This window comes from Jejuibacter sp. L23 (genome assembly GCF_050815825.1).
GTDB classification, from domain to species: domain Bacteria; phylum Pseudomonadota; class Gammaproteobacteria; order Enterobacterales; family Enterobacteriaceae; genus Jejubacter; species Jejubacter calystegiae.
Genome location: NZ_CP138199.1, coordinates 1539927 through 1556160 on the forward strand (window position 1 = coordinate 1539927; position 16234 = coordinate 1556160).

A 16234-nucleotide genomic window follows, 5' to 3' on the forward strand; every position below is an offset into this window, starting at 1 on the left:
AGTTAAAAATATTAATAACAATTTTGTATTATCTGCAACACTAAATTAACTAAAACATGGCGATGGAGTGGGGTTTATTATCGGGTGGCCAATCCGTCCGATATGAAATTTACAGCGTCATCACTTTTAATTGTATGTTATGTAAACGGAAGACGGGCAAGGTGAGCAGGATGAAACTTCAGGTAAACAATAAATACTATCTTCTTGATGACGTTGAACTTTCAACGCCGCTTCTCTATGTGTTGCGCAACGATCTGGCGCTGAACGGCGCAAAGTTTGGCTGCGGGCTGGGCGAGTGCGGCGCCTGCACCGTGCTGGTGGATGGCAAACCCGCCCGGGCCTGCCAGCTTCCGGTCTCGACCCTTGAAGGGCGGGCGGTGACGACGCTGGAAGGGCTGGCGCCGGATGAAACGCATCTGCATCCGGTACAGCAGGCGTTTATTGATGAACAGGCCGCGCAGTGCGGTTATTGCACCAATGGCATGATCATGACGCTGGTCGGGCTGTTCAGAGAAAAACCGAATGCGACCCGCGCCGAGATTAAAAGCGCGCTGGCTTTCAATCTGTGCCGTTGCGGTACTCATATGGAGATCCTCCAGGCCGCCGAACGGGCGAAAGCCATTATCGCTCAGGAAGGAGGTGCGCTATGAACCAGATGGGTATGACCCGCAGGCAGATGCTGAAGATGGGGGGCATCCTGATGGTCTGCTCCGCGATTCCGGCCCCCCTGCTGGCCGCCGCGTCACAAGAAAGCGATGGCGCCTTTGATAAACCCCTCGACAGGCTCAGTAGCTTTATCGCGATTGCTCCGGACGGCAGCGTTACCGCTTTTAGCGGTCATGTCGACCTGGGAACCGGCATCCGTACCGCACTGGCGCAGCTGGTGGCGGACGAGCTGGCGGTGGCGTTTGACAGCGTCACTATGGTGCTGGGAGATACCGATAAAACGCCCGATCAGGGGCCGACTATCGCCAGCGCCACCATTCAGGTCGCTGCTATTCCGCTGCGTCAGGCGGCGGCTCAACTACGGATGCTGCTGATACGGTTGGGGGCCGAACGCTTCGGTGTATCGGTACAGAACATGGAGGTAAAAGACGGCAGGCTGTATCCCGCTGGAAAGGCGGGCGAAAGCATTGGCTATGGCGAAATTGTTCAGGGCCAGTCGCTGGTGCTGCCGCTGGATAGCGATATTCCCCTGACCCGGGAGCGTCGCTATATCGGCCAGCCCGTACCCCGGGTTGATATTCCGGCTAAAGTCAGCGGGGGCACGGCTTTTGTGCACGACATACGGTTACCGGGCATGCTGCATGGCCGGGTGGTCAGGCCGCCTTATGTGGGGGCAGACAGTAGCGCGCCCCTGGGCCATTCGCTGGTGTCGGTGGATAAAGACTCCATCGCCCACATTAAAGGTATCGTGAAGCTGGTGGTGATCGGCGACTTTATTGGCATCGTGGCGCAAAGAGAGGAGCAGGCTATCGCCGCCATGTATGCCCTTAAGGTGGAATGGAAACCCTGGTCAGGGCTGCCGGATCTGTCGCGTAAAGGGTTGCATCAGACCCTCTCCGACCTGCCAAAAACTCCGCGCCAGTTGCGTAAGGATGAAGGCGCGGACGACGCCTGGAATCAGTCGCCGGTCCGGCTGAGTCGGGATTATGTCTGGCCGTTTCACGCGCACGCCTCCATCGGTCCTTCCTGCGCTGTGGCTCACTTTACTGACCCGCAGCACCTGGAGCTCTGGTCGGGCAGCCAGGCGCCGCACGATCTGCGTAAAGAGCTGGCGACGCTGATGAAGATGGATGAGCCGCAGATTGTGATTCATCGCCATGAAGCCTCTGGCTGCTACGGACGTAACTGCGCCGACGACGTGACTGCCGATGCGGCGTTGCTGGCGCGTGCGGTGGGGAAACCGGTACGCGTACAGTTAATGCGCGAACAGGAAATGGGCTGGGAGCCTAAGGGCACCGGGCAACTGATTCGCCTGCAAGGGGGGCTGACGCAGAACCACGAGGTGAACGTTTACCGCATGCAAACCTGCTATCCCTCCAACGGTTCGACGACCCTGGCGCTCTTGCTGACCGGCGCGGTGAACAATCAGCCGGTGGTTCTGCAAATGGGGGATCGCACCGCGATTCCCCAGTATCAGTATCCGAAGATGGACGTGGTCTGCGAGGATGCGGCCCCGGTGGTGCGTTCTTCCTGGCTGCGCGGTGTATCGGCGTTGCCTAACGTTTTTGCCCATGAATCCTGGATTGATGAGGTGGCCTGGATGGCGGGGGTTGATCCCATCGCTTATCGTCTGCGCTACCTGAAAGATCCCCGGGCTATCGCCATGGTTGCGGCATTAAAGAAACGGGCCGACTGGCAGGAGGGGGCGGCGTACCAGCAGCGCCCGCGCGACCAGCGGATCCTGAAGGGCAGGGGATTCGCTTATGCACGCTATTTTCACAGTAAGTTTCCGGGATTCGGCGCCGCCTGGGCTAGCTGGATCTGCGATGTCAGCGTTGATACGCAAACTGGCCAGGTGACGGTCGATAGGGTTTTTGTGGCCCACGACTGCGGCATGATGGTTAACCCGGCCGGGGTACGGCATCAGGTACACGGCAACGTGATTCAGTCCACCAGCCGGGCGCTTAAGGAGTTTGTCTCCTTTAACAGCGGCGCTGTGACCTCTGCCGACTGGGGCGGTTACCCCATCCTGCGTTTCGATGAACTTCCCGAGGTGGACGTTTTGCTGATTGAAAATCCGGACCAGCCGCCGATGGGGGCCGGAGAGTCAGCGTCGGTGCCCAGCGCGGCGGCCATCGCCAATGCCATATTCGATGCGGCCGGTATCCGGCTGACGGAGGTGCCCTTTACGCCGAAGCAGGTGCTGGCGGCGCTGCATAATCACAGGGAGAAAGCACAATGAATCTCAAAAAATGGAGCGCCGGTGTGGCAGGAGTGGCCGTTATCGCCGTCGTTGTGGGGATGGCTCTGACTTCCCATTCCACCATCGATCCCGTATCGCCCCCGCAGGCCGGACACTTTAGCCATGACGAGATAGCCCGCGGGCAGCAGTTGTATCAGGCGGGGGACTGCGCCGTTTGCCATACTCGCCCTGGTGGAAAACGCGACGCTGGCGGTCTGGCGCTGAACTCGCCGATGGGCGCTATCTATAGCACCAATATCACCCCCGATCCGCAATATGGCATTGGTGGCTGGTCGTTCGAAGCCTTCCGTCGGGCGATGCGTGAAGGCATTGACCGGGAAGGCAACCACCTCTACCCGGCGTTTCCCTATACCGCCTATACCCACGTTAGCGATGGAGATCTGAAGGCGCTCTACGCCTGGCTGATGACCCGCCCGGCAGTGCATGAAGCGGCGCCGGAAACTGACCTTGGTTTCCCTTTCAATATTCGGCGCGGGATCTGGCTGTGGAATCAACTGTTTTTGGATAAGGGGCCACTGCCGGTCGCCCGGGTGCCGGAAGGTCTGGATCCGGCTCGCTGGGAGCGGGGACGCTATCTGGTGGAAGGACTGGGCCACTGTAGCGCCTGCCACTCGCCCCGCAATCTGTTATTCGCCGAAAAGGGCGGCGAGTCTCATCTGGGGGGCGGGGAGGTTGACGGCTGGGTGGCTCCGGCCCTGAATGCCCAAAGCCCGGCGCCGCATCGCTGGCAGGAAGAGGATCTCTATCAGTTCCTGAAAACCGGTTACTCGCAGCGTCACGGCGCTACGGCAGGCCCGATGGCGCCCGTTATCAAAGAGGGCACCTCGGCGCTGGCGGAGAGCGATTTGCGGGCGATAGCGACTTATATCGCCGGATTGCAGAAGGATCGGACCGATCGCCCGCTGCTGCCGGTTAAGGCGATAGAGAGCGCTACGCTGCGGTCCACGGACAGCGAAGGTGCGCGGTTGTATAGCGGTGCCTGTATGGCCTGCCACGCCCAGTCGCTCGGTGCCGATATGCACGGCGTGCGGCCCTCTTTGCAGCAGGCGACCCAGTTTCACCTGGCGACGCCAGATAACGCGATTCGCGCGGTGCTTGATGGCGTGACCGAACCGGCCAGCGACGGGCTGGGCACCATGCCGGGATTTCGTCACAATATGAATGATAGCCAGGTTGCGGCCCTGTTAAACTTCATTCGTCAGCAGGTAGCGGGCCAGCCGGCGTGGCCGAACCTGGAGCAGCGGGTACAGGCAATCCGGGCGGAGCGCCATTAATCACGGGAGTATGAGTACGATGCAGGATAAATCGCAAAGGGAAGACGACGGATATGACTTTACTCGTCAGGTGGGGCATTTGCTGCGCAGGGTCCACCAGCGCTATGTGGCTATTTTCCAGAATCACATTGGCGACCCGCAACTGACCGCGGTGCAGTTTACCACCCTTTGCGCACTGCGCGATCGCGGTCCCAGCGCCCAGCGCGATTTGGTGGATTATACCGCTGTCGATCAGGCGACGATTCGGGGGATAGTCGCCCGCCTGAAGGCGCGGGGGCTGGTTGAGCTGGGGCCGGATCCCGAAGACGGGCGCAAGGTGATTGTGATGCTGACGTCCGCGGGCGCGGAGCTTCTGGATCAGGTAATTCCCGCTGCCAGGGGGATCACCGAACTGGCTTACGGGGAGTTAAATCCGGCGGAGCGGGTGGCGCTGGATTATCTGCTGCGCAAAATGCTGGCGTCCTAATCTTTTCCATTTATGGCGGAAATAACGCACCGGCAGCGTTTTTGACTATGCTAGATCAGAGGCTGTGAAACGGAGCGTTTGATGTCGTAGCCACAGGGAGTGGCCCCGTAAATGGAAAGGAGAAAATGATGAAACCTGGCGTTCAGTCTGTGCCCTGGCTGTGGTTGGTCGGTGGTCTGTTTTTCTGGTGTTATCAGGCTTTCCAGTTGGGCGAGGAGAGCGCGAGCGGACCTTCCCCTATCCGTATCTTTTCCGCGCTGCTCATCTGGTCGGTTTTACATGCCCTGCCAGTGTTGATCTGGCTGGCTATTCGCTATTCCGTGCGGCGGGTGGCCTGGCGGCGCCAGCAGAAAGCGCTGCCAGAAAAGTGGCTTTAGCCAACCGGTGTCAGCTCAGTGGCCAGTTGGCGTCTTCCAGCTGTAGCGTACGTTCAATCGTCATATTCATCATGCAGCCAGCGCTGTCTGTGGCGCCGCCGCTTCCTTTGCCGGTGACGGCCAGGCATTGACTGTCACGGAAAGCCAGCCATTTACGCTGGGCGTCGCGCCATTGCTGCGGGCTCATGACCGAAGAGAACATCTCTTCCCAGACTTTATTCAGCCGCTGATCCCAGCGTTCACGTTCGCTTTCCATGCAGTCCACCATATCCAGGGTGCTGACGCTGCGTGCCATGCAGTCGCGGTAAGTCTGGCTGTAGGGGCGCGCCATAAACTCCGGGTTAGTGGTGTCGCGGCTGCCAGGCATGGCGGCAAACGCGGGCAGAGCGAGGGCGAAAAGAGTGAAAAACTGAAATATAAAACTACGCATTGTTATTATTCCGGTATAAAAAACCTATTACAGTCTTCGCGGACGATAGCGTCAAGTCCGGCCAGGGCGTGATGTTGTTATTTGGTTGCAAATTCTCCGTCAGTATGTTTAAAGAAATGTAAATTAAAAACGGTATTATACGGGTATAACGACTGACCAGTAGCAGCAACCTATGTCTATTAATTTTGATTTAAACGATCTACAGGCTTTCCGGGCGCTGGTGGAGCACGGCAGCTTCCGGGCGGCGGCGGAAGCGGTGTTTATCTCCCAGTCGGCCCTGAGCCGCCGTATCGATAAACTGGAAAGCGCCCTTGGGGTGCGGCTGTTTGAGCGCACCACCCGCCGGGTACGGCTGACCACGCCGGGGCGTACCTTTGCACCAAGGGTGGAGCGACTGTTGAATGAACTGGATGACGCCCTGATTGGCGTTAGCGATAACGCGCCAGGTCGCCACGGGCGGCTGACCGTAGCCTGCGTCCCTTCTGCCGCTTACTACTTTATGCCAACGGTGATTGCCACCTTTAAACAGCGCTATCCCGGAGTGCATATCCGGCTGATGGACACCAGCGCTGGCACCGTCTGCCAGGCGGTGCTGGATGGTCAGGCCGATTTTGGGCTGAGCTTTTCCGGTAGTCTGGATCCCGATATTGAATTTGAGTGGCTGGTGCAGGAGCGCTATGTGGCGGCCTGCCGCCGCGACCACCCGCTGGCCAGCCATCGCAGCGTCAGTTGGGCGGATTTCTACGCCTGGGACTACATCTCGCTCGATAAAGTGTCGGGGAACCGATTGCTGTTGGATCAGGCGCTGGCGCATGCTACGCCGTCGCGCCCCAGCGTCTGTGAAACCCGCCATGTCACCACCATGCTCGGTATGGTCGAGGCCGGACTGGGGATTGCGGCAGTACCGGTCATGGCGCTACCCGGCGGCGCTCACCCGATTCTGACCAGCGTGCCGTTGGTGGAGCCGGAAGTGGTGCGTCAGGTGGGGATTATTAAACGCCGCGGCCGGATGCTGACTCCGTTGGCCGCGGCGCTGGAAGCACTGGTGATTGAAATGAAAGGGTCTCAGGTGGCGGGAACTGAATCCAGACCGGTGGAGCGTACCTGCGACTGAACCTCTTTAGAGGCAAGATAGCGCAGCAGCGCTTTGGCTTCGTCTGCGTGTTCGGCGTTGGCTGGCACGGCACCGGCGAAGCGGGTCACCTTCTGAACTGATTCAGGAATCTTGCCGATAAAGGTGACGCCTTTCACCGGCAGCAGTTCACTGACCTGCTGGAAGCCTATCTGATACTTGCCGCTGGCAACCTGAGAGGCGACCGGCACGCGTTCCACCATCTGCCCCCTCTGGCTCAGCGCCTGCTTAACGCCTAACTGGTTCAGCAGCGTATCCTGCACGTAGCGGCCGCTGGCGCTGTCGGACCAGGCCACCGATTTAGCGTTCAGCAGCGTCTGACGCAGGGCCTCAACGCTTGCGATATCGGGCTTTGTATCACCGGCGCGGACTACGGCGCCAATTCGTGAATCCGCCAGTTCCGTTCGGGTGCCGGGCATGATTTTTCCCTGCTTGATCAGGCCGTCCAGCGCGTAACCCACCATAATCACCACATCGGCCTTTTCACCGCGCGCCAGCCGGTTGGGGATAGCCTGGGGCGAACGTCCCATTGACGGGCCATGTACGATTTTCAGGGTATCTCCGTGGCTGTCACTATATTCCGGTGCCAGCTTATCCAGGGCGGCGCTGAAGCCGCCAGAGATCATCACGGTTAACGGTGCTGCGCTGACCTGGCCTGCGGCCAGCAGCACAATCAGACAGCATAATTTTACGATACGCACCTTCACTCTCCTTATTTAGTGGCAGGTTGCAGGCGTGGGGCGCTGCGATGATAAATCCACAGCGTGGCGCACAGCGCACACAGGGCGGCAAAGCTCACCCAGTAGCCTGGAGCGGCTTTATCGCCGGTAAACTGAATCAGCGCCGTAGAGATGGCCGGGGTAAAGCCGCCGAACACCGCCGTCGCCAGACTGTAGGCCAGCGAAAAGCCGGATACCCGCACCTCGACCGGCATAATTTCGGTCAGCGCCGGAATCATGGCGCCGTTATACAGGCCGTAAAGGCAGGAGAGCCACAGCAGTACCCCCAGCATCATGCCGAATCCGGGCGCACCGGCCAGCAGCGACAGGGCGGGCCAGGCGGTCAGCATCGCCAGCAGGGTCATGGCAATCAGTAGCGGACGGCGGCCGAAACGGTCCGACAGCGCGCCGCCAATGGGCAGCCAGATAAAGTTAGAGATGGCGACCAGCAGGGTGACCAGCAGACTGTCTGAGGCGCTCAGGTGCAGTACCCGCTTACCAAAGGTCGGAGCGTACACGGTGATCAGGTAGAAAGCGGTGGTGGTCATCGCCACCATCATCATACCGGCCAGTACGGTGCTCCAGTGGCTGACCAGGGTCTGGAAGATCTGGCGCAGCGAGGGGTGATGGCGGCGCTGGTTAAAGGCTTCGGTCTCTTCCAGGCGGCGGCGCAGCATAAAGATAAAAGGAACGATCAGGCAGCCCACCAGGAAGGGGATACGCCAGCCCCAGCTGTGCAGGGCGCTTTCATCCAGAAACTCGCTTAGGGCAAAACCGAGTCCGGCGGCCACCATGATGGCCACCTGCTGGCTGCCGGACTGCCAACTGGTATAGAAGCCTTTGCGGCCTGGGGTGGCTATCTCTGACAGATAGACAGAAACGCCCCCCAGTTCGGCTCCGGCCGAGAATCCCTGCAACAGGCGGCCGATCAGTACCAGTACCGGCGCCCACAGTCCGATGGTTTCATAACCAGGCACCAGTACAATCAGAAAGGTGCCGCTGGCCATAATCGATAATGTGAGAATAAGTCCCCGACGGCGTCCCACCTTGTCGATCCAGCCCCCCAGGATAACGGCGCCCAGCGGGCGCATCAGAAACCCTGCGCCGAAGGCGGCGAAGGTCATCATCAGCGAGGCGAATTCGCTTTCGGCCGGGAAAAAGGCGTGGGCGATGTAGGTGGCATAAAAGCCAAACAGGAAGAAGTCGAATTGCTCAAGAAAATTGCCGGAGGTGACGCGCAGGATCGCGCCAGCCTTTGCCCGGAGGGTACGGGGCTGGTCAGGGGTCATGATGTTCTCCATTTGTTATTAGACTGTATTTATTTTTGTAACGAAGAGACTGGCGCAAAAAACCGTCGTTTATAAGTGCATTTTGGGCAATGATTTATGCGTGTGACGCATCATACTCAGGAAGCCGCTGTGCTTAGATAAGGGCTGGAGGAAGGCATGGACTATCGCGAGATTCTGCATTTCTGGTTTAGCGAGCTGAAACCCGGCCAGTGGTTTCGCCAGTCAAACCGTACCGATTCCCGAATTCGTACGCGTTTTTTTGACGTCTGGCAGGCCGCGACGCGCGGTGAACTGGCCGGATGGCGGGAGAATATCAGTGGTCGGCTGGCGGAGATTCTGGTGCTGGACCAGTTTTCCCGTAACCTGTGGCGCCGTGACGCGCGGGCTTTTACCCAGGATGGCATGGCACTGGTGCTGGCTCAGGAGGCGCTGCGCCAGCCGGACTTTGGCGCGCTGGGGCGTGTGCGGCGCAACTTTATTCTGATGCCGTTTATGCATGCGGAATCGGCCGTGATTCAGACACAGGCGCTGCGGTTATTCGATATACCTGGCAATGAGCAGACGCTACGCACGGCGCGTCAGCACCACTTTTTGATTGCGCAGTTTGGCCGCTACCCGCACCGTAATTCGGTGCTGGGCCGGGACTCCACCCCCGGGGAACTGGACTTTATGGCGCGTGAAGCCTTTGCCTTTATGAAGCGGCCATCAGGCTGAATATTTTCGTTTTAAAGCAATTATGATTTTTGGTTTTTCCGGCGCCAGAATGAGTAATTGTGAAAATAATCACATTAATGGTTTTTTATCGTTAGATGTTAATAAAGTTTGAAAAGCATCAAAAAAAATATAATTCATAATCGGGTTGTCAAAAATAGCAATTGTTCCCCCCAGACGGTCATCTGATGATAGTGGCCGCGTAGAGGCTATTCCATTGGACTCTACTGGGCCGGCAGATGAGCTCCCGTAACGGGGCCGGTCGGTATAATATTCGGGAACAAGGGCAGGTAAAGATGACCACGCAAAATTCTTCCTCCTATGTGTTTACAATCACCCTGGTGGCCACGTTGGGGGGGCTGCTTTTTGGTTATGATACCGCGGTGATTTCAGGCACCGTCGAGTCACTCAATAAGGTGTTTGTTGAACCACAGGGGCTGAGTGAAGGGGCCGCGAACTCCCTGTTGGGATTCTGCGTGGCCAGCGCGCTGATTGGCTGTATTATTGGCGGAGCGATGGGCGGTTATTTAAGTAACCGCTTCGGTCGCCGTAATTCGTTGAAAATTGCAGCGCTGTTGTTTTTTATTTCCGCAGTAGGATCGGCCTGGCCGGAAATGGGCTTCTCCGAGATTAATCCAGAAGGCGGCATTCCTTATTATCTCTCTGGTTACGTCCCTCACTTTGTTATTTATCGTATTATCGGCGGTATTGGTGTCGGGCTGGCTTCTATGCTTTCCCCCATGTATATCGCTGAAGTGGCGCCCGCCAATATTCGCGGTAAGCTGGTCTCCTTTAACCAGTTCGCCATTATTCTGGGCCAGTTGCTGGTCTACTGCGTCAACTATGTTATTGCCCGCTCCGGTGATGCCAGCTGGCTGCATTCCGACGGCTGGCGCTATATGTTCGCTTCCGAGGCGATTCCGGCGCTACTGTTCTTCGGGTTGCTGTATACCGTACCGGAAAGCCCGCGCTGGTTGATGGCCCGCGGTCAGAGCGAGCAGGCGCAGGGCGTACTGACCCGGATTATGGGGCAGGCGCGTGCCGCAGTGGCGATGCAGGAGATAAGCCATTCTCTGGAGGTCGGCAAACGGACCGGCGGCCGCCTGCTGATGTTTGGCAGCGGCGTGATTATCATCGGCATCATGCTGTCGGTGTTCCAGCAGTTTGTGGGAATTAACGTCGTGCTCTACTACGCGCCGGAAGTCTTTAAAACCCTGGGGGCCAGTACCGACGTGGCGCTGTTGCAGACCATTATCGTTGGGGTCATCAACCTGAGCTTCACCGTGCTGGCGATTATGACCGTCGATAAGTTTGGCCGTAAGCCGCTGCAGATTATCGGCGCGCTGGGCATGGCGATAGGGATGTTCGCCCTTGGCACGGCGTTCTATGCCCACTGGTCTGGCATGGTGGCGCTGCTGGCAATGCTGTTCTACGTGGCGGCCTTTGCCATGTCCTGGGGCCCGGTGTGCTGGGTGCTGCTGGCGGAAATCTTCCCCAACGCGATTCGCGGCAAAGCGATGGCGATTGCGGTGGCGGCCCAGTGGCTGGCGAACTACTTCGTCTCCTGGACTTTCCCGATGATGGATAAGAACTCCTGGCTGGTGTCGCACTTCAATAACGGCTTCTCGTACTGGATTTACGGCTGTATGGGTATACTGGCGGCGCTGTTTATGTGGAAGTTTGTACCGGAAACCCGCGGCCGTTCTCTGGAAGAGCTGGAGGAGCTGTGGGGAAACACGCAGGCGGCGGAGGTGAAAACCGCACGTACCTGATAGCGCTCATCATTGCATAATGAAAGCCGGCCACGTAAGTGGCCGGCTTTTTGTTTTTATATTAATGAACTGTCGTTTCCGTTTGTTTCCCGCCTTACGGCGTGCGAGGCTATATCTATTCTGGCTGAAAGATGCGCTTTCTTCCGCTGATTTCCAATCTGCTGCCTTGATCACATTTCTATAACAATCGTTTGATTCCTGACCGCAAACCGATCTATTACTCATTCATTAATATATTAATGATTAATACATCTCAGGGGAGAGCCATGAAGAGAACCATCTTTGCCGTTGCGCTTAACCACCAGAGCCAGATTCAGGCCTGGAACGCCGCCTTTCACCAGTCTCCCTACCAGGCGCCGCCCAAAACACCGGTCTGGTTTATCAAGCCGCGTAACACCTGGCGTACCAGCCATCAGACCATTGCGCTGCCAGAGGGGGAAAAGACCTTCAGCGGCGCTACGGTGGGGCTGGTGATTGGGGAAAAAGCGCGCCGGGTTACTGAGGCTCAGGCCGCACAGCATATTGCCGGTTTTGTGTTAGCTAACGAATTGAGCCTGGCCGAAGAGAGCTTCTATCGTCCGGCCATCCAGGCGAAGTGCCGGGATGGTTTCTGCCCGACAGGGGAGATGGCGCCGCTTAGCGACAGCCACGGGCTGGAGATTGTCACCGAAGTGAATGGCGAAGAGCGCCAGCGCTGGTCCACAACGGAGCTACAGCGTGGCGCAGAACAACTGGTCGCGGCACTCAGCGACTTCGCCACCCTGATGCCCGGCGATATCATTCTGATGGGCACTCCCCAGCAGCGTATCGCCGTTGAAGCCGGTGACGAAGTGGTCGTGCGGGCCACCGGGCTGCCGGCGCTGGTCAACCGCTTCGTCGCAGAACAGACGCCGCAGCCGCAGCCGCAGCCTCAGGAACAGGGGCATCCCACCTTTTTCGCCCTTGGACTGAATTACGCCGACCATGCCAGCGAGCTTGACTTTAAAGCGCCGGAATCGCCGCTGGTGTTTATCAAGGCCGCGAATACCCTGACCGGAGATAACGCCGTTAGCGTGCGTCCGGACAATGTCGACTACATGCATTACGAAGCGGAACTGGTGGTGGTGATTGGCAAAACGGCGCGCAATGTTTCCCGCGAACAGGCGCTGGATTACGTTGCCGGTTACACCCTGTGTAACGACTATGCGGTACGTGACTATCTGGAAAACTACTATCGCCCCAATCTGCGGGTAAAAAGCCGCGACACCCTGACCCCGCTACACCCGAACGTGGTGCCCCGCGACCAGGTGCCGGACGCCCAGAGTCTGACCCTGAAGACCTTTATCAACGGCGAACTGCGCCAGAGCGGCACCACCCGAGACATGGTGTTCGATGTGCCTTTCCTGGTCTCCTGGCTCAGCCAGTTTATGACTCTACAGTCCGGCGACATGATTGCCACCGGCACGCCGAAAGGGCTGGCCGACGTTCGGCCCGGCGATGAAGTGGTGGTGGAGATCGAAGGCGTGGGGCGCCTGACCAACCGGATCGTCAGCGAGCAACAGTTTGAGGAGAGCCTGAAATGAAAAAGATTAACCACTGGATCGACGGAAAAAACGTGGCGGAAAACGACTATTTCACCACGGTAAATCCGGCCAACGGTGAGGTGCTGGCGGAGGTCGCCTCCGGTGACGAACAGGCCGTTAATCAGGCGGTAGAGGCGGCAAAGCGCGCTTTTCCTAAGTGGGCCAATACCCCGATGAAAGAGAGGGCGCGCCTGATGCGCCGCCTGGGGGAACTGATTGACCATAACGTGCCGCAGATTGCCGAAATGGAAACCGCCGACACCGGCCTGCCGATTCATCAGACCAAAAACGTGCTGATTCCCCGGGCTTCGCACAACTTCGAATTCTTTGCCGAGGTGTGTCAGCAGATGAACGGCCGCAGCTACCCGGTGGATGACCGGATGCTCAACTACACCCTGCTGCAACCGGTGGGTGTGTGCGCGCTGGTGTCGCCGTGGAACGTTCCCTTTATGACCGCCACCTGGAAGACCGCTCCTTGCCTTGCGCTGGGCAATACCGCGGTACTGAAAATGTCCGAACTGTCGCCGCTGACCGCCGACCGGCTGGGGGAACTGGCGCTGGAAGCCGGGATCCCCGCCGGGGTGCTGAATGTGGTGCAGGGTTACGGCGCCAGCGCTGGCGATGCCCTGGTGCGTCACCAGGATGTGCGCGCCGTCTCTTTTACCGGCGGTACTGTAACCGGTCGCAACATTGTGAAGAACGCCGGGTTGAAGAAGTTCTCTATGGAGCTGGGCGGTAAGTCGCCGGTGCTGGTGTTTGAAGATGCCGATATCGAGCGGGCGCTGGACGCTTCGCTGTTTACCATTTTCTCGCTGAACGGCGAGCGCTGTACCGCCGGGTCGCGCATCTTTATTCAGGAAAGCATCTATCCGGAATTCGTGAAACGTTTTGCCGAGCGCGCTAACCGACTGCGGGTGGGCAATCCTACCGATCCCGATACCCAGGTGGGGGCGCTGATTAGCCCGCAACACTGGGAAAAGGTTTCCGGCTATATCCGTCTGGGGATTGAAGAGGGAGCAAGGTTACTGGCGGGCGGTCCGGATAAACCCCAGGGGCTGGAGCACGGTAACTTTCTGCGCCCGACGGTGCTGGCGGATGTCGATAACCGGATGCGGGTGGCGCAGGAGGAGATCTTCGGGCCGGTAGCCTGCCTGTTGCCCTTTAAGGACGAGGCGGAAGGGCTGCGGCTCGCCAACGACGTGGAGTACGGGCTGGCATCTTATATCTGGACCCAGGACGTCAGTAAGGTGATGCGCCTGTCGCGCGGCATTGAGGCAGGCATGGTGTTCGTCAATACCCAGAATGTGCGCGATCTGCGCCAGCCGTTTGGCGGCGTTAAGGCATCGGGCACCGGCCGGGAAGGGGGCGAATACAGCTTCGAGGTTTTTGCCGAGCAGAAAAACGTCTGTATCTCGTTTGGCGACCATCCGATTCCGAAGTGGGGCGTATAAGCCTCATCCTCAAAAGGAGTGAGTTATGGGTAAGTTAGCGCTGGCAGCCAAGGTAACGCATGTTCCCTCTATGTATCTCTCTGAGCTGCCCGGCAAACATCACGGCTGTCGCCAGCAGGCCATCGACGGGCATCATGAGATCAGTCGCCGCTGCCGCGAACTGGGGGTCGATACCCTGATTATTTTCGACACCCACTGGCTGGTGAACAGCGCCTATCACATCAACTGCGGCAGCCACTTTAAGGGGACTTACACCAGCCACGAGCTGCCGCACTTCATTCGCGATATGGAGTATGAATGCGATGGCAACCCGGCGCTGGGGCAGCTTATTGCTGACGAGGCGGTAGAGATGGGCGTTCGCGCCAGAGCGCACGCTATCGAATCCCTGACCCTGGAGTACGGCACTCTGGTGCCGGTGCGCTATATGAACAGCGATCGCCACTTTAAGGTGGTCTCTGTCTCCGCATTCTGCACCGTTCATGACTTTGCCGACAGCCGCCGTCTGGGACAGTCGGTTCGCCGCGCTATTGAAAAATATGACGGGACCGTGGCGGTGCTGGCCAGCGGCTCTCTCTCGCACCGCTTTATCGACGACCAGCGTGCCGAAGAGGGGATGAACGCCTGGACCCGCGAATTCGACGAGCAGATGGATAAGCGGGTGGTCAAGCTGTGGCGTGAAGGTAAATTCGCCGAATTCTGCCGCATGCTGCCGGAGTACGCTGACTACTGCTATGGCGAAGGCAATATGCACGACACCGTGATGCTGATGGGGCTGCTGGGCTGGGATCGCTACACCGGTCACGTGGAGTTCATCACCGAACTGTTCCCCAGCTCCGGCACCGGTCAGGTGAACGCCGTGTTCCCGCTGGAAGGATGCCCGCAGTCAGAGCCTGAACCCGTTTGGGCGGAGGGATAACCGATGCCGCACTTTATTACCGAATGCAGCGAAAATATTCGCACAGAGGCGGATCTTCCGGGGTTGTTTCAGCAGGTTAACCGTCTACTGGCGGAAAGCGGCCTCTTTCCGTTGGGCGGCATTCGCAGCCGCGCCCACTGGGTGGATACCTGGCTGATGGCGGACGGCGCTCACGATTACGCCTTTGTCCATATGACCCTGAAAATTGGTCACGGCCGCAGTCAGCAGCAGCTTATGCCGGTGATGGAGCAACTGTTCGCCTGCATTCGTGAACATTTCGCTGACCTGATGGCGCGGCGCTATCTGGCGCTATCGCTGGCGGTGGAAGAGCTCCATCCGCAGCTCAATTTTAAACAGAACAACGTCCATGCGCTGTTTCGCAAGGAGTGATGCATGCTGAATGACCAAACCGTCGCGCAACTGGCGGATGAATTAAACCAGGCGGAAAAGGGGCGCGAGCAGATTCGCCAGCTATCGCTGCGCCATCCGGAGATGACCATTGAAGACGCCTATGCGGTTCAGCGCCGCTGGGTGCAGAACAAAATCGCCGAAGGACGGGTGCTTAAAGGCCATAAAATTGGTCTGACCTCGAAGGCGATGCAGGCCAGTTCGCAGATTGACGAGCCGGACTACGGCGCGCTGCTGGACGATATGTTCTTTGACGACGGTAGCGATATCCCTTTCGGGCGCTTTATCGTGCCGCGTGTGGAAGTGGAGCTGGCTTTTATTCTGGCGAAACCGCTGCGCGGCCCGAACTGCACGCTGTTCGATGTTTATAACGCCACCGATTACATCATTCCGGCGCTGGAGATTATCGATGCCCGCTGCCATAACGTCGACCCGCAAAGCGGTCGTCCGCGTAAGGTGTTCGATACCATTTCCGACAACGCCGCCAATGCCGGGGTGGTGATCGGCGGCCGCCCCATTCGCCCCGATGCCCTGGATCTGCGCTGGATTTCGGCGTTGCTCTACCGCAACGGCGTGATCGAGGAGTCCGGCGTGGCGGCGGCGGTGCTTAATCACCCGGCCAATGGCGTGGCGTGGCTGGCCAATAAACTGGCGCCCCATGACGTGCAACTGGAGGCCGGGCAGGTGATTCTGGGGGGCTCCTTTACCCGTCCGGTTCCGGCCCGCAAGGGCGATACCTTCCAGGTGGATTACGGGAATATGGGGTCGATTAGCTGCCGCTTTGTCTGAGGAGGCATG

General features: G+C 58.5%; 16 protein-coding genes. 13 read left to right on the forward strand and 3 right to left on the reverse strand.

The features are described 5' to 3' along the window. Window positions 1-170: 170 nt before the first annotated feature. The 5 genes from SCU88_RS06985 (at window position 171) to SCU88_RS07005 (ending at window position 5046) form a co-directional block, all read left to right on the forward strand. Window positions 171-650, forward strand: a complete 480-nt coding sequence (locus tag SCU88_RS06985; RefSeq protein ID WP_138096300.1) for a (2Fe-2S)-binding protein — start codon at window positions 171-173, stop codon at window positions 648-650. Beyond that, a complete protein-coding gene (locus tag SCU88_RS06990) occupies window positions 647-2908 on the forward strand; it encodes a molybdopterin cofactor-binding domain-containing protein (protein WP_175339596.1) in 2262 nt (753 codons plus the stop codon). Before SCU88_RS06985 ends, SCU88_RS06990 begins: the two co-directional genes overlap by 4 nt. After that, window positions 2905-4203 (forward strand): c-type cytochrome, encoded by a 1299-nt coding sequence (locus SCU88_RS06995; protein WP_175339597.1) that lies wholly within the window; start codon window positions 2905-2907, stop codon window positions 4201-4203. The genes SCU88_RS06990 and SCU88_RS06995 overlap by 4 nt, the downstream gene beginning before the upstream one ends. Before the next feature lie 10 nt (window positions 4204-4213). Continuing rightward, window positions 4214-4669 carry a MarR family transcriptional regulator gene (locus tag SCU88_RS07000; protein ID WP_175339598.1) on the forward strand — a complete coding sequence of 152 codons (456 nt, stop codon included), beginning with the start codon at window positions 4214-4216 and terminating at the stop codon, window positions 4667-4669. A gap of 125 nt (window positions 4670-4794) precedes the next feature. Continuing rightward, window positions 4795-5046 (forward strand): hypothetical protein, encoded by a 252-nt coding sequence (locus tag SCU88_RS07005; protein WP_175339599.1) that lies wholly within the window; start codon window positions 4795-4797, stop codon window positions 5044-5046. Between the two features lie 10 nt (window positions 5047-5056). Here the strand turns inward: SCU88_RS07005 and SCU88_RS07010 are convergent, their stop codons facing one another. Next, complete coding sequence (locus SCU88_RS07010; RefSeq protein WP_175339600.1) at window positions 5057-5476, reverse strand: lysozyme inhibitor LprI family protein; 420 nt, start codon at window positions 5474-5476, stop codon at window positions 5057-5059. Between the two features lie 172 nt (window positions 5477-5648). Between SCU88_RS07010 and SCU88_RS07015 the strand changes: the two genes are divergently transcribed. Then, window positions 5649-6590: a LysR substrate-binding domain-containing protein gene (locus SCU88_RS07015; RefSeq protein ID WP_175339601.1), complete on the forward strand. Its 942-nt coding sequence runs from the start codon at window positions 5649-5651 to the stop codon at window positions 6588-6590. Here SCU88_RS07015 and SCU88_RS07020 read toward each other — a convergent pair. Both SCU88_RS07020 and SCU88_RS07025 read right to left on the reverse strand, forming a co-directional pair. Further along, the gene (locus SCU88_RS07020) at window positions 6542-7234 is read right to left on the reverse strand and encodes a substrate-binding domain-containing protein (RefSeq protein ID WP_175339959.1); all 693 of its coding nucleotides are present in this window, start codon (window positions 7232-7234) and stop codon (window positions 6542-6544) included. The two genes, SCU88_RS07015 and SCU88_RS07020, sit on opposite strands and share 49 nt — an antisense overlap. 86 nt (window positions 7235-7320) lie before the next feature. Beyond that, on the reverse strand, window positions 7321-8616 hold the full coding sequence (locus SCU88_RS07025; protein WP_175339602.1) for a tricarballylate/proton symporter TcuC: 1296 nt from the start codon (window positions 8614-8616) through the stop codon (window positions 7321-7323). 156 nt (window positions 8617-8772) lie between these two features. Here SCU88_RS07025 and SCU88_RS07030 point away from each other — a divergent pair, with 156 nt between their 5' ends. The 7 genes from SCU88_RS07030 to hpaH all read left to right on the forward strand — a co-directional run bounded on the left by SCU88_RS07030 (window position 8773) and on the right by hpaH (window position 16225). Further along, entirely contained in the window at window positions 8773-9330 is a 558-nt protein-coding gene (locus SCU88_RS07030; RefSeq protein ID WP_175339603.1) for a DUF924 family protein, read from the forward strand. A 293-nt stretch (window positions 9331-9623) separates the two neighbouring features. Continuing rightward, window positions 9624-11099: a D-xylose transporter XylE gene (gene xylE / locus SCU88_RS07035; protein WP_431810107.1), complete on the forward strand. Its 1476-nt coding sequence runs from the start codon at window positions 9624-9626 to the stop codon at window positions 11097-11099. A gap of 266 nt (window positions 11100-11365) precedes the next feature. Beyond that, complete coding sequence (locus SCU88_RS07040) at window positions 11366-12661, forward strand: fumarylacetoacetate hydrolase family protein (RefSeq protein WP_175339605.1); 1296 nt, start codon at window positions 11366-11368, stop codon at window positions 12659-12661. Next, complete coding sequence (hpaE, locus tag SCU88_RS07045) at window positions 12658-14112, forward strand: 5-carboxymethyl-2-hydroxymuconate semialdehyde dehydrogenase (RefSeq protein WP_175339606.1); 1455 nt, start codon at window positions 12658-12660, stop codon at window positions 14110-14112. Before SCU88_RS07040 ends, hpaE begins: the two co-directional genes overlap by 4 nt. 25 nt (window positions 14113-14137) lie before the next feature. Next, window positions 14138-15028 carry a 3,4-dihydroxyphenylacetate 2,3-dioxygenase gene (gene hpaD / locus SCU88_RS07050; RefSeq protein ID WP_175339607.1) on the forward strand — a complete coding sequence of 297 codons (891 nt, stop codon included), beginning with the start codon at window positions 14138-14140 and terminating at the stop codon, window positions 15026-15028. A gap of 3 nt (window positions 15029-15031) precedes the next feature. After that, entirely contained in the window at window positions 15032-15418 is a 387-nt protein-coding gene (locus SCU88_RS07055; RefSeq protein ID WP_175339608.1) for a 5-carboxymethyl-2-hydroxymuconate delta-isomerase, read from the forward strand. Window positions 15419-15421: 3 nt separating this feature from the next. After that, a complete protein-coding gene (hpaH, locus tag SCU88_RS07060; RefSeq protein WP_138096314.1) occupies window positions 15422-16225 on the forward strand; it encodes a 2-oxo-hept-4-ene-1,7-dioate hydratase in 804 nt (267 codons plus the stop codon). Window positions 16226-16234 lie beyond the last annotated feature (9 nt).